Source organism: Neobacillus muris (assembly GCF_943193175.1).
GTDB classification, from domain to species: Bacteria; Bacillota; Bacilli; order Bacillales; family Cytobacillaceae; genus Neobacillus; species Neobacillus muris.
The window spans coordinates 20740-35670 of the sequence record NZ_CALPDF010000004.1; the positions used below are offsets into that span (position 1 = coordinate 20740).

11 protein-coding genes and 1 pseudogene are annotated in these 14931 nt (G+C 42.1%); 2 read left to right on the top strand and 10 right to left on the bottom strand.

The genetic code is table 11. The features are described from left to right. The first annotated feature begins 1 nt into the window (after window position 1). Entirely contained in the window at window positions 2-1558 is a 1557-nt protein-coding gene (locus tag NFS43_RS04140; RefSeq protein WP_251549769.1) for a response regulator transcription factor, read from the top strand. Window positions 1559-1616: 58 nt separating this feature from the next. Here the strand turns inward: NFS43_RS04140 and NFS43_RS04145 are convergent, their stop codons facing one another. From NFS43_RS04145 to NFS43_RS04155, 3 genes are read right to left on the bottom strand one after another with little or no spacing between them, the layout of a single operon-like run. After that, a complete protein-coding gene (locus NFS43_RS04145; protein WP_251549771.1) occupies window positions 1617-2042 on the bottom strand; it encodes a hypothetical protein in 426 nt (141 codons plus the stop codon). A gap of 30 nt (window positions 2043-2072) precedes the next feature. Further along, window positions 2073-3827, bottom strand: coding sequence for an ABC1 kinase family protein (locus NFS43_RS04150; RefSeq protein ID WP_251549772.1), 1755 nt, complete (start codon window positions 3825-3827; stop codon window positions 2073-2075). Window positions 3828-3854: 27 nt separating this feature from the next. After that, the gene (locus NFS43_RS04155) at window positions 3855-4289 is read right to left on the bottom strand and encodes a hypothetical protein (RefSeq protein WP_251549774.1); all 435 of its coding nucleotides are present in this window, start codon (window positions 4287-4289) and stop codon (window positions 3855-3857) included. 229 nt (window positions 4290-4518) lie between these two features. Between NFS43_RS04155 and NFS43_RS04160 the strand changes: the two genes are divergently transcribed. Continuing rightward, a complete protein-coding gene (locus tag NFS43_RS04160) occupies window positions 4519-5421 on the top strand; it encodes a R2-like ligand-binding oxidase (RefSeq protein WP_251549776.1) in 903 nt (300 codons plus the stop codon). Window positions 5422-5615: 194 nt separating this feature from the next. On the opposite strand, the pseudogene NFS43_RS04165 reads toward NFS43_RS04160, so the two are convergent. The 7 genes and pseudogenes from NFS43_RS04165 to NFS43_RS04195 form a co-directional block, all read right to left on the bottom strand. Further along, window positions 5616-6170 (bottom strand): annotated as a pseudogene (locus tag NFS43_RS04165) (aldose epimerase family protein). A 111-nt stretch (window positions 6171-6281) separates the two neighbouring features. Further along, complete coding sequence (locus NFS43_RS04170) at window positions 6282-6944, bottom strand: SGNH/GDSL hydrolase family protein (protein WP_251549779.1); 663 nt, start codon at window positions 6942-6944, stop codon at window positions 6282-6284. Window positions 6945-6970: 26 nt separating this feature from the next. Continuing rightward, window positions 6971-10411 carry a glycoside hydrolase family 2 TIM barrel-domain containing protein gene (locus tag NFS43_RS04175; protein ID WP_251549781.1) on the bottom strand — a complete coding sequence of 1147 codons (3441 nt, stop codon included), beginning with the start codon at window positions 10409-10411 and terminating at the stop codon, window positions 6971-6973. Further along, window positions 10389-10664, bottom strand: coding sequence for an MATE family efflux transporter (locus NFS43_RS04180; protein WP_251549783.1), 276 nt, complete (start codon window positions 10662-10664; stop codon window positions 10389-10391). The genes NFS43_RS04175 and NFS43_RS04180 overlap by 23 nt, the downstream gene beginning before the upstream one ends. A gap of 155 nt (window positions 10665-10819) precedes the next feature. Further along, window positions 10820-12895, bottom strand: coding sequence for an alpha-glucuronidase family glycosyl hydrolase (locus NFS43_RS04185; protein ID WP_420910294.1), 2076 nt, complete (start codon window positions 12893-12895; stop codon window positions 10820-10822). Between the two features lie 54 nt (window positions 12896-12949). Further along, the gene (uxuA, locus tag NFS43_RS04190) at window positions 12950-14050 is read right to left on the bottom strand and encodes a mannonate dehydratase (RefSeq protein WP_251550126.1); all 1101 of its coding nucleotides are present in this window, start codon (window positions 14048-14050) and stop codon (window positions 12950-12952) included. A 160-nt stretch (window positions 14051-14210) separates the two neighbouring features. Further along, window positions 14211-14921 (bottom strand): YesL family protein, encoded by a 711-nt coding sequence (locus tag NFS43_RS04195; RefSeq protein WP_251549787.1) that lies wholly within the window; start codon window positions 14919-14921, stop codon window positions 14211-14213. Window positions 14922-14931 lie beyond the last annotated feature (10 nt).

Genomic DNA, 14931 nt, shown 5'->3' on the forward strand with positions numbered 1-14931 from the left:
AGTGGCAGGTTTGGTTGTTTCCATTAAAGATCAAATGAATCAGCTAATCCGGCTGGCTGGTTTAGAGATTTATAACCATCGAAAAGAGATTAGGCAGGAGTGGGAGGACCTGATAAACGGGCTCAACCGCCGAAGAACGATGATTGACGTTAGCTCTGAGGAACAGCGGATTCTCCTCCAATTTAATCAGTTATTTTGGAGCTTAATCCCCAAATTTAATACAGAAGAGGATATAAATGAAGTCCTTCGCCAGCTCCAATCAGATTGGGAAACCATTAACCGCAGCATACTTCAGCCGCATAAACTAATGCTTCTGATCACTTTGTTGGAGCAGCTGGCTCAAAAAACAATTAACGTGCATGGAAAAAATGACATCCATGTCCATCAATCAATTCAACAATTCTTCTCGCTGGTCCTCCAGCACCTGCTTGTTGAAAGCAGCAGCCATTATCTTACAATTGAAGACTTTTTCAACAAAATGATTGATACGGAAGACAGCCCCTTCCTTTGGTTTGCAAAAATACTTAGTACAGACAAAGGAATTTTAATCAGTCGTTTCGTGGCCAATTTACGTTTGGAAATTGATGAAACCTATCAAAAAATGGTCGCCTCGCTTCAAGGCCCATCCATCGAACTGTTATCAGAAGCTATTCTGCGATTATTATCCGATTCATTGCCAGAAGCTGACCTGGAAGTTGTCCCAGTGGCATCTGATAAGGAAAGCTATATATACTGCCTTACAAAATCGGAAAGCGAAAAATTCAAACCAGTCCTTTCCCTATTGCTCCATATGTTCGAAGAGAATGAAAAGATATCCGAGGTTCTTGAAATTAAGAATGATTGGAAAGACTCCCTAATATTATTTGATGAGTGGATTATGCTTGCCCGTAATTTTCAAGAAGCAATCGAAAATGTTGTAAGCGGATTCACAAAATACCTTCCCTTTGAGCGGGCCGCCTTGTTTTATTATACAAAAACAGAGACCGGCGAAGATATTGGTTTGGGTGTTATGGGGCACAAAATTGCAACGAAGGAAATTCGCAGTATCCGTGAAAACCTGGTTAACTTGCCGCAAATAACAAAAACGCTGCTGCATATCCAGCCATTATATCTTCCCAATGCAGAGGCTGTGCTGCCAAAGCGGTTTGTCCAGCAATTCCGTTTAGAGTCATTGGTGATTGTTCCGATTTATAGCGCCTTTACCCAGCAAATCCTTGGCGCTGTCTTTTTAGACCAGGGAGAAGGAGAAAAATTCGCCATATCGACTGCCATGCTGTCTGTCATCACGAAATTTGGCCAGCATGCCGGAGAAATCCTCGCGAAATATTCCACAGCTAAAGAAAATATTTGGTCTGTAACGAACAAAACGCTGCTTTCAAATCGGGAAATTGAAATTCTCAAATTAATGGCTGAAGGGAAAACGATCGATGAAGCAGCTGAGCTGTTATTTTTAAGCAAATACACCGTCCGTGATTATATTACCATCATCAAGAAAAAGCTCAATGCCCAAAATCGGACTCAAGCGATTGCCGAGGCGATTCGGCAGGGATTTATTTGATCAATAGGGCTGACTTATAAGGGGACTGCCCCCTTATAAGTCAGCCCCTTTTCCAAAATTACGAAGAACTGTTCATTGGATTTTGCTGTACATGTTCCAAAATAGTTTGCAGCTTCTCCTCTATCGCTGCCATCCGGTATTCGAGCTTTTCTAATCTTTGGATTTCTCCGGAATTGTCATGGCCAGCCGCGATTTGGCCGTTAACTGACCGCACACTGATCAGTTCCTCCCACCGGTCTTTCATATCGTATTTAGTTTTTAACAGCCACATGACCATATCCTTTGTTGAAAAATCGTCCAGAAATACGTCCATAATGGCATCCTTAAAGGTTTCCCGTTTCCCCTGAGCGCCGTGATCTTTTCCATAGAGCAAATGTTTTTCTATGATTTGATTAATTTGGGGATTATTAGGTCCTCCGCTTTGCGCATAGAATGCTTTGATTCGCTCGTTCATCGTCTTTTTCTCTTCATCCTGATTATGCATACCGGACCTCCCTTCGCAAAGTATTTTAGGTTAAAAAAGGGATCGTGATTTTCGGGTCCTCCATATTCGCCACAGTAGGAAAATCGATAAAAATCCCCCGGCGATCAGCCCGATACTGGCAATGGATTGTTTGTTCAGCCCCCATATCTTTATTTCCGGCATATTGCTCATCATTAAGCCGACTGCAATCAAAAGCGCTGAAACCAGCATCGCCAACGCTAGCCGGTTAACCATTTGGCTGGCGATGTTGGCCGTTTGCTTTTCCAGCTTTACATGTGCTGTCATCCGAAAATCATTATAGTATAAATGCTCTAAAACTTTATTGATTCTTCTTGGCACCGTTCCGGCCAGTTTGACAATTTCCGTAATCCAGGCGGCATTCGCCCGGTAATTAAACCTTCTGCCGACTACTCCCTTCATAACGGCAGCATCCGCCGATTCCACCACATGGTGATAGGAAACCTCAGGGCAAATCCATCTTGCCGTTCCTTCTGTTGCGGAAAATGCTTTGGCCCATAGAGCGAGACCGTTAGGGATTTTGCAGTAATTCATCATGCCTATATTAATAATCTCAAGCACCAGCCTCCCCCAGTTATACTTGTCGGCCTGGTTACTGTTCACATAATTTAAAAACATCGCCCGATATTGGTCTCTTAATTTGACCGTATCTGTATAGATGGTTGGAATGACAACATCCATCGCACATTCCGCTGCGTCCTCTGCCTGATTTAACCTTGTATGCATCAAAAAGCGGAAAATAGCCTGGGTATGCATCGTATCCATTTTTCCGACCATTCCAAAATCAATCGGCACTGCTTTTCTCGTTTTCTTGCAAATTAAAATATTAGAGCCATGGGCATCTGCATGATAATTGCCATTCATGAATGACTCGATATAATAATGGGCCAAATCAAGCATAATCATCATGCGTTCTTCAAAGGTATAAAAATCAACCGGAAAATCCTTGATCGTCCAGCCATCGATAAATTCCATCACTAATACATTTTGGGTTGCATGATACACTTCTGGGACACGGAGCCACTCAAACCGGTCACCAGCGGCTTTTTCATGCTCCTTCATCGTCCTTGCCTCTCTCTCTAAATTCAATTCATTCATCGAACCGCTATAGTAGTCATTGACAAGTTCAATCAAGTCAAGCGAAGCGGCAACTTCCACTGGAAGCTTTTTCTGCAGGCGGCCGGCCCATTTCTTGATGATGGAAATATCGGTTTGAAATAATTTTTCAACGGTTGGGCGCAGCACCTTTACGGCGGCCTCCTGACCCGTCCGCAATTTTGCCCGATAAACCTGTGCGAGAGAAGCTGAACCGATTGGCTCAGGGTCTACCCAATCAAATATGGACAAACCGCCATGAAGATCGGTCTCTATGATATATTTAATGAAATCGAAATCAATTGGAGGCACTTTATCGAGCAGCTGCTCCAGCTCCAGTGTAATTTCCTCAGGCAGCACATCATTTCTGGTAACAAGCACCTGTCCAAGCTTAATAAAGGCCGGACCTAATTCTTCAAAGGCCAGCCGCAGCCGGCGCCCGATTCTCCGCAGCTTTTCGCTTTCTTCATGGGACCGTGATGCATTGCGCAAATAGCGGAATGCGTTTGAATCCTTTATCAAATACCCCAAACCATGCTTGGTAATGACACTGACAATTTTCCTCTGGCGTTTATCCTTTGTTATGGCAGCCCGCTCCATTTGAATCTTGTCCCGAACTCTATCCATCTCTGATTCTAGCAGCTCTGCTTTTTTCACTTCCGCAAATGCCATGATTATGGCCTCCTTTCCAAAGCCTTCTTAACCTATTACCAGCTCATTTCTGCCCGTATTCAGCAAGTATTCACGATATTTTGGATACCAGATTTTTAATTGTGGGACTACCTTTAAAGCCTTTGATAGCGGGCCCTTTGATTCTATTTGTTTTCGGGCAAGCGCTGGGGTCAATTCTATCTCCCCCAGCCAGAACTTATGGCCAATATCGACATCCATCTCAAAAATTAGTTCAGGGTTCAGATCCGTTTCGCCAAAAACGACATCAATCCCGCCATCATCGCTTTCCATCCAAGTCATCTTTGCCTCTGGCTTATGATAAATGTATTGGACAAGTGCATTATGAGTATCTGATTTCATATAAGATCTCATAATCGATTTCGCTTCTTCTGAGCCCTTGACTAGCTTAAAAAATTCATCATAAATCTCATATAATTCATCCGCTGATTGAAATACTGGCATTTCTATTTCCTCCTAAATATCTTTTTAATTCTGGCACCTGTTAGAATTAATATCCATATCACTATTTTAATTTTCAGACAATTATAGATAAATAACGTAAAAATTCGGGTAGGCAACCCGATACTAGACGGGGATCCCCATTTAAAAACCGATTCTTTACGGATTTTGCAAACCCTTTCAAAGCATTATAGTAAGACCATAATCATGTATGCAGAATGGAGGCAATGGAATGGAAATGAAGGGTTTAAAAAAAAGCCATGAACAATTTCAATCTTCTTCAGACAAGCTATTAGACTGGGACCACCCCATGTATAAGCTATATGAAAAAGCTAAAAAATTCGGCGGCTGGAATCCAAAGGATATCGATTTTTCTGTTGACCGTGAGAACTTCGCTAAGGCCTCCCCAAAAGAGCAGGCGCTTATTGCCCAACTTGTGGCCATGTTTGGTGCCGGGGAAGAAGCGGTCACACTAGACTTTCTGCCAGTTATGTACACAATGGCCAATGAAGGGCGCTTAGAGGACACAATCTACTTAACCACATTTTTATATGAAGAAGCCAAGCATACGGAATTTTTTGCGAGATGGCGCCAGGAGGTTGGACTGACCGAGGATTTGACGAAATATCACTCTGATAACTATAAAAAGGTATTTTATGAAAAATTGCCTGAAGCCATGAATGCCTTATATACGGATAATTCTCCTCAAGCTCAAATCCGGGCGCTCACTACGTATCATATGGTAGTGGAAGGCATGCTTGCTGAATCCGGTTATCATTCGTTCCGGCTTGGATTCCAGGCAAGCGGGCTGATACCAGGAATCATTGCAGGAATTAAAAATTTAAGCCGGGATGAGGGCCGTCACATTGGCTTCGGAACCTACAGCATCCAACGGTTGATTGCACAGGACCCTAAACTATATGATGTGTTTTCACAGACAATGGATGATCTTTTGCCTTATGCAATCGGATTGATTAATGATACATTGGAAATAACAGAAGGCGAGCATATGTATGGAGTGGATTGGTCACAAATGACGGATTATGCGGTATCCCAATACACACGCCGGGAAGCAGCCATTTCCCGCGCCATGAAGCATTGGGATGAATATAAGGAAATTGAGGAAGATGCATGAAACGTGCTATTTATGTGCGGCAGTTGAAGTGGCTATTCGACAGTTTGGGTGAATTATCCGACAGTAAAAGTCGTTTACGACAGTTACAGTGGTTTATCCAACAGTTAATGAAGTTTATCCGACTGTAAAATACGCTTATCCGACAGTTAATGAGGTTTATCCGACTGTAAAATACGCTTATCCGACAGTTAGTTTCACTTAGCCGATAACTTGTATAAAAGGGTGCCTAAAACTTTAGGACACCCTCCAATCATGTTTATATGGAAAAACTTTTTTAGCGAAACACCAAACCGGTATTTGGTGACAGTTGAATATTCTTCTCCCTCGTTTAAGATGACAGAAGGAAAATCAGAATGATGGACGGCATCGGGAAGGCACTGGGTCTCCAAGCAAATTCCCAAATGCTTTTTCAGTTGAATTCCCCTTACCTCTCCCTTTTCCCCTAAAGAATTGCCTGAATAAACGGCCACTCCAGCCTCATCGGTTTCCACTGTTAATGTTCTTCCGCTTTCAGGATCAGATAACACAATTTCAGCATCATGATTGGTTTTTTACAAAAACGGATGGTCATAACCATTCCCCACAAGCTGATTTCGCGGGTGGCTGGATGTCACACCTGTTTGAATGAGCCGGCCCGTCCTAAAATCAAAAGGAGTTTCATCAACATCCAAAAGTGTTCCGGTAGGCAAAAGCTCATCATTCAACTCCAAAAATTGGTCGCTTTTGATTGTTAACGAATGATTTAAAATATATTGAGATTTCTATTCCATTATCGTTTGCCAATGTGTAGGAATAAACCGATTTTTAATCTATTTGTCCAAATTTTTCTTGAATGGCCTTCATATCGATCTTCCTTTCCTTCAGTCCTTTAATCGCTCCCAATTAAAGCCGATTGCATTTAAAAATGACTTTGCCAGTATCATATGGCCTGCAGTGGATGGGTGCACACGGTCCCAAGCCAGCGCAGCAGGATAAAGATGGTTTAATATATGTTTGAATGCCGATTGAGTATCCACCACTGGACTATTAGTTTCTTCAGCAATCTTCCTGACAATCTGGCCATATTGATCCATTGTCCGGCGCATTGGATCCTGCTCGTTGCTTTCTAAATAAAACGGAGTCATGAGGACAAGTCCCTTGACGAAAGGCTTGGTCTCAGTAACCAGCTTTCGAAGCGTTTCCTCGTATTCCTCCAAGTAAACATGCTTTTCTTTAATGAAGGGGATATCATATTGACGCCATACATCATTGATCCCAATCATGATTGACAGCCAATCGGGCTTTTGGTCAATAACGTCCTCCTGCCATCTTCCCTTTAAATGCCGAACCGTATGGCCGCTTATCCCCTTATTGACCACCCGGATTCCCAGCTCTGGATAAGCGGCTTGCAAAAAGGCATCGACTAATGACACATATCCTTTTCCCAATCCCCCAAACGAGCCTTCTCCTTCTGGTTTAGTACGCTCACAATCCGTTATGGAATCACCAATAAATAATAGTTTTTGTCCTTTTTCAATTTGCATTTTTTGGCCTCCTTTTGATTTTCCAATCATAAATGAGAGTGGCTGACCTCCTGCCGTTTGAAACAAAACCAGCCAAAATCAAAGTTGCTTCCCGGCAGGAAGATAAAGGTCACCTTATTCATTCCTGTGATTTTTTCCAATTCGAATACCCGCTCTTCATATCCTTGCGACTGTGTAAATTCGATGATTTGATTGCTGTCACCATTATCATTGCCAAATCGGATATGAATGGTATTTTTATCAATCGGCGAACGTCCATAAATCAGCAGTTTTGTTGTTCCTTCACTCGTAAAATCCATCTGTTCAAAATCGAGAGAAACATTATTTCCAATGCCTTCAACGAAATTCTCTTTAATCGTAAACGTATCCCCATAAATGCGGTCACAATCCGCAGCACTATTTTGTGCAAAGGCCCGGTTCTGTTTTTCAAATGAAAATCCTTTGATATGGACCTTCTTTTGAAGGACAAAACATATTGACGTGATCCCTTGAAGCCGTTTTGTCAGGCGATAAGTCTCTTCTTGATAGACATTCCATTGGGATGGTTTCTGATAAATGACATCTGCCAATAATTCACTTCCGTCTTCATCCGGCATCCCTTCCCAAATTTGTAAAGAATACTCTTCACTTGATAGGGCAAAAATCGGGATGGTTATCATATCGGAGCCATACGATCCGAAATCAATATCCCGGAATCCAACCTGGGTTTCCCCGTCCCTCGCAGTTGCAACTCCTCTTTCATTTCCGTTTGTCACTTCACCTTTGCTATAATCATAGAGTCCCGCAGAGATAAAACCATAAGGATCTTTATATGCCGTACCAAGTCCCTCAACTTTAAATTCCAGTTCAGAAATGAGCTTTGTCTTATCCGTGCCATTTTTGCTCGTACAGCGTACGCGAAAATCGCCATCCCCTAAAGCAATGACCTTCGCTTCATGCCCGAACGGTTCCACTCTGGCTATTGACGAAGCAATGCCGCCATCCGTCACAACACTCCACTCGACTTCTTGATAGCTCGTATTCTCAGGCCATAATTTTGCGCGGACCACCATCTCTTGATTTGATTGATTAAACCATTGTCCTGAATCGCTGATAATTTCAATCTTGCGAAGCGGGATTTCCTCCATGCTTCCCATCACAACCGGCATGTCCTGATTCTCCATCAGTGCGGAAATTCCTGCCATATCTCCATTCTCTGCCGGAAGTGACTCTAATTCTATGACCTGACCGTTTAACCCTTTGGAATTTACTTCTATTTTAATCTTTCCAGGCTGCAGGGCCGCTCCAATAATCGCCATCAGCTTGCCGCTGAATAATCTTCTGCTCGTCCCTTTATATGGATCATAATCGGTGCTGTCCCCATTATCCAGGCCAAGAAGGCGGCCGGCTCCAGTCACTTGAACCTGCACTCGATTATTCGCATTCTCAACTGGATTTCCCTTCTCGTCCACTGTGGTTATTTCGACAAAAATTAAGTCTTTACCATCCGCAATAAGTTTTTCTTTATCGGCAGCCAAACGAATTTTCTTCGCATCGCCAAAGGATTTTTTACTATCTGAAGCGATCATTTTGCCCGTTTCATCATAGGCAATGGCTTTTACTTCCCCTTCTTGATAAGGAATTTGCCACCAGCCGACAAGCTCGGTTCCATGTTCATGGTCGATATCATGGGTGCCAATGGTGACGCCGTTAAACTGCAATTCAATTTTAGGGGCATTCGAGCATACCCGTACATCAATCATTTGACCCGGACTAAAATCCCAGAAAGGGAAAATATGCACCATTGGCTTCGTTTTATAATCGGTCCATTCTGCTTGATAAATGTAATAGGAATCCTTCTTAAATGTTGCTGTATCAATTTGGCCTAAATAGGCGTTCTTCGTATGATAGGGTGTGGGTTCCCCAATATAATCGAAACCCGTCCAGATAAATTGGCCCAGGGAGAAGGGCGTATCCCGATCAGCAATAATGCAGGCCTCTGTTGACTTTGCCCCCCAGCTCGTCGAACTGTTTCCAAGGGCCGAGCATTGCTCGTCATCATCGGCAAGGATGGATTTATGAAACGGAAAATGATAGATCCCCCTGCTTTGCACCACAGAGGCCGTTTCACTGCCATATATCATCCAATCTGGATGTTTCTCATGATGTTTTTGATAGTATTTTTCTGCATAATTGTATCCTGCCACTCTCACGATATCAGCACATTTTTGCGCATTTTCCCATGGCATATAATTTGATCCGATGGTTACGCTGGCATTTCCTTTCGGATCATACTTCCGGACCTCATTCAGGAGCATGCGTGTAACCTCCTGCCCCCGTTCATCTGCATGAGTATCATAAATTTCATTCCCGATGCTCCACATCAGTAAACTCGGATGGTTCCGATCGCGCATGACCCAGCTTTTTACATCCTTGGCGGCCCAGTCTTTAAAAAATCTTGCATAATCATAGGGAGTTTTCGGCCGTTCCCACATATCAAAAGCCTCCGAAATGATAAGAAATCCCATTTCATCCGCAAGGTCCATCAATTCTTTTGCCGGCATGTTGTGAGCAGTTCTGATCGCGTTGACGCCCATTTCTTTCAATATGGCAAATCTTCTTTTCAAAGCAGTTTTATTGAATGCAGACCCTAAGGCACCCAAATCATGATGTTCACAAACCCCATTTAATTTCATCTTCCTGCCATTAAGCGCAAGACCCTCCTGCGGGTCAAGATCAATGGTACGAAACCCGAGATTCTGGGATATGGTTTCTATTATTTCACCTGTTGCAGCCAGCGTTAATTGTGAAATGATCTGATAAAGATTTGGTTCGTCCGTGCTCCAAAGATACGGATTTACGATCCATAATGATTGGCTATTCATGCTAAGAGTATTTCCGGCGGTTACCTGCTGTGTTGCATCGGCAATAATCTGCCCCTTATATAGGACCTTATGGGAAAGCAAAACGTCGGCATGAATGCTAAGCTCTGTGTCCACTTCTACCTGCCAGCTTTCACCTATCTTTTTCGTATTTATATAAATTCCATTTGTAACAATATGATTCCTGCTTCTCGCCTTTAGCCACACATTGCGATAAATGCCGGCACCCGAGTACCATCTGCTATTTGGGCTTTGATGGACCACTTTTACAAGAATTTCATTTTCCCCTTTGATGAGCATATCAGTGATCTCATGTTCAAAGGCGGAATAACCATATTTCCATTCACCTGCAAACTGCCCATTTACATAAAGGGAGGAATCCATGTAGACTCCGTCAAAATTCAAAAGGATCTGCTCCGCATCTTTTGAATAGGAAAATCTTTTTCGATACCAGCCGATACTGTTTTCATAAAGATCCAAGGTATTATAGATCAACCAATCGTGGGGCAGATCAACAGGCCCGAATTTTAAATTCTTATAATCTGCCATTTCAAGGCTGCTTTTGGCAAATTCCCAGCCATCATTAAAAAGGATTTTCTTGTTCATGTATAAGGTATTCTCCCTTCTGCTTTATAAGGACAACAGCAGTGCCTGTCGTGACAAAATTGAAAATAAGGATACAGAAAAATACAAGTTGGTTTGCCACACCTACCACCGCAACCGCATTATCAGATATATGGGACAACATAATGGTATCTGTGCTGTCCATAATAATTTGAAGAAACAATTCGATGAAAATCGGCCAAGTAATGGTAAGAAGCCTCATTTCGGGATTTCCGGATGGATTTGTCTTTTTCATGTGTAACTCCTCTAGTGCATGTTAAAAAGGACGCCCCCAAAGGGTCTGACCTCGCCTAACCACTCAATATTTTGCCATCTCGTAACGCGATTAGCGAATATTGCAGGTTATTGGGCCTGACACCTTGCCTGGGGACGTCCTCCTTATCGTATCTCTTAATAGATTTTTCTATTTAACTCATCCTGAATGCCGGATTTTCTATAAAAATAGGTATTGATGATGTCACGCCATTCCTTGGCATGCTCAGCCTGTTCTTGTAATCTCTTTAAAATATCCTCGTACCGCTCACCGTCAATCTTATCCTTTAATTCTGTCCAGTTTTGGACTAACCTTTTAGCTTGTTCCACCCCTTCAAAATGGGTATTGTAAATATGCTGAATGACTGTTTCGCCTGATTTCAAAACATGCGTATACGGGACATGGTGGAAAAATAGCAGCAATTCATCTGGACATGTTTCCAGCGATTCGTACATCGCTTCATTTTCTTTAAAATATTGGGATGTATATCCTGTTCCTGTCTTAACTGTCCTATCTACGCCAATCCCATGGCAATCGGCGAAATGATAAGTGCCCCAGACGGAATATTCATAGCCATCGACATTCGGGCCATAATGATGATGTGGGTTCACCATCCAGCCTACGCCAAGCGGGGATGTATAATTTTCATAGATCCGCCAAGAATCGAGAAGCATTTGGCTGACAGTCTCCATTACTGCTTCATCATGCCCAAAAGTCTGCTCAATCCATTCGGACGTGATAGCCTCTGCAGAAAGGTCAGGATTCCAAGTCAACCGGCCATATCCATAAAGATTTGCCTGTGCCAATGTATGTCCAGTCCAATTATAGTCATTGCCAATATTCGATACGGCTGCGATTCCGCTAAATTTATTATTAAATAAAGAGCCATCAACCACCCGTTTTACTGGGGAACCTTCCCCTTTTGCGTAAGTCTCAAAATCAAGGACTTCCTTCCATTGTGGAACTAAATAACACAAATGCCGCTGCTGCCCCGTGTATTCCTGAGCAATTTGAAACTCGAGCATTTGGTTTGTTTTTTCCATCGCCCCAAATAATGGAGAAACGGCTTCACGAACTTGGAAGTCCATCGGCCCGTTTTTAATTTGTAAAATGACATTGGTATGAAATTGCCCATCCAACGGTTTAAAGTGGTCATATGCTGCTCTTGCCCTGTCAGTAGAACGGTCACGCCAATCCTGCAAGCAGTTATAGACAAAGCAGCGCCAAATGACGATGCCGCCAAATGGTTCAAGTGCCTCGGCAAGCATATTCGATCCATCAGCATGATTACGGTTATAAGTAAACGGTCCTGGACGGTGCTCCGAATCCGCTTTCACCAAGAATCCTCCGAAATCTGGAATATACTGATAAATTTCCTTCGCCTTAGTTTTCCACCATTCACGCACACTAGGATCAAGCGGGTCAGCTGTCGTCAAATCCCCTAGGGAAATCGGACTCGCATAATTAATGCTTAAGAATGTTTTGATTCCATAGGCTCTGAAAATGCCTGCTGTTTCCGCAACTTTCGGAAGGAATTCGCTAGTGATAAGATTTGTCTCCACCTTATGAACGTTTACATTATTGATGGAAACTCCATTAATGCCAACAGACGCTAACAGTCTTGCATAGTCCTCAATTCTGTTCCACTCATTTGTAAATTGATTGTCTTTGTAAAAAATGGATAGGCCAGCATAGCCGCGTTCAATACTGTTATCCATATTATCCCAATGGTTAATCATCCGCAATTGGTTTTTCGGGTTTTCAAGAATGTCCAGCTTTTTTATATTCTCTCTATTTTGCAGCAATCTTAATAGATGGAAAGAAGCATATAAAACCCCGGCATCCTTTTTCCCTACAAGGTAAATATGTTTTTGTCCAGCTTCTTCTACAGCTTTTATGACATAGCCATCATCATTTAGCTGATTAAAATCAACAATGATCCTGCCGCCCAGCGACTCCATTGTCGCTAACACAAGACCAGATGGGGAGGTGGTTTCAGCAAAAATGTCCGGTTCACTGCCGATCATCGAAGAAATCCCCCGCAATAGCTCTTTTTGTGCCGAATCCATTACCAATGACACTGTTAAAATCTCAAGATTTCCGCACCAATTGCGATATTCCTCAACAAGAGCCGCATCCTCAATCTTGTGATATTGAAGCCAACAGGCGTAACTTTCTTTATGTTCTGCTCTATGCCTATCAGTTGTGTTCATTAAAGTTCCTTCTGCTAAACTAGTCATGATTCATCCTCCATCAAGCAGATAATATTAAAAAGTTTTAAGTTCCAGATTGTTACTAGATGTTTTGGCTTTGGATAATTCGAGTGAATCCCAAATTCCCAATAAATACATAATTCCAAGTGCCCGGTCATACAAGCCATAACCAGGACGGCATTGTTCATCCCATATATGCCTTCCATGGTCTGGCCTGATATATCCTGTAAATCCGGCTTCATGGTAGGCTGCCATTACCCCAGCCACATCAACCGAACCATCCTGCTGCCAGTGGGAGGTTTCGATAAAATCACCATTTTCATAGACTTTCACATTGCGGACATGGGCAAATGGAATCCGCTCGGCAAATTCCTTCACCATTTCTACTAAATTATTGCCAGGATTGGAACCTAACGATCCAGTACATAGTGTTACACCATTGTATGGGCTTTCAACAAGCTTTAAAATCCTTCGTATATTTTCCTGATTGGTCACAATTCGAGGGAGACCAAAAATGGAAAATGGAGGATCATCTGGATGGATAGCCATTTTAATGTCATTTTCTGCAGCGACAGGAACAATCTCCTTTAAGAAATATTCCAGATTGTTAAATAAATCTTCTTCAGTGACGCCCTTATAGGCTTCAAATAATTTCGAGAGATTTTCCAAGCGTTCCGGTTCCCAGCCAGGCATTGTATAGTCAGGATTTTTAGCAATTTTATCCACCAATTCCATCGGGTCGATGTTATCAACCTTTGCCTTTTCAAAGAAAAGGGCTGTTGAACCATCTTCATGTTCCTTATACAAATCCGTTCTCAACCAGTCAAACACAGGCATAAAATTATAGCAGATTACCTTTACTCCAACTTTTGCAAGCTTTTCAATAGTCCGTTTATAATTTTCGATGTATTGATCTCTTGTTGGGAGTCCAAGCTTAATATCTTCATGAACATTGACGCTTTCGACAACATCAATATTAAATCCATATTGTTCTGCCTGCTGTTTCACCTCAAGAATTTTGTCCATCGGCCATTCTTCCCCAGCCTGCCTATCATGCAGGGCCCAAACAATGGTTTCAACCCCGGGAATTTGTTTGATTTGTCTTAAGCTAACAGAGTCATTGCCTTCTCCGTACCATCTAAACCCCATCTTCATCAGCTGTTCCCTCGCTTTATTAAAATTTATCATCTATCAAAATTATACCACTTTTTATAAGTTTGTTGTCTAAACAAACAAAGATTTTTTTATTTATATGAGGAGTGCCGGAAGAAGTTCCTAGAAACGACTTCCAGCGTTTGCCCCATCCTTCATTTTTTCAAACTGTTTTCTGCTTTAATCCATCTTCAGGCTTACAAAAATTCTGCTGGATGTCCTCAAGTAAATCTTTGCTGTTTACCAGAAAAACATACCCGATAAGACTGGCGGCCAAAACAACCAGAAAATCGGTAGTGACTGCTGATAGAAACAGCGTAATAATGACAATGCCTATATTTCCAAAAGTCACTTTTCGTTTTTTAAAGCTATAGTAAACCGATAGTTTCCAAAGGTCTTTTGTTCGAAACACAAAACCGGCGTTGATTAAAAAAGCATTTAACGTTAAGACCAATAACACAATAATGGCTACTAAAAATACAACCGATAATATAAGGTAAAGGATTGAACCTTTAGAATTGAAGTAATGCAAGTCTACTAAAAGAATAAAAAGGACGGCGAGAAATGGAAGCCAAAATTTAAGAGTGTCCTTAAAGTTTATTTTATATCCGTAAAAAAAGTCCCTTAACGGAGAAAGTTCCTTTTCACGGATTAATTTCCCAAGTGAATAAAACAATGCCGAGATCGCAGGACCCGTCGGAATAAGAGCCAAAAAATAGATTGTGAGATTCGAGATGCTTGGCTGTAAAGCCATGAAAAAAAACAAAAATAGGATATTGCTAAAAACAAAATAGATATTCGTCATTAATAGCCCATAAATCAGATTGGCTATGCCAAAGAATTTTCCCTCGCCAAACATGTTAGTTTGCTTCATTTCCATCTTC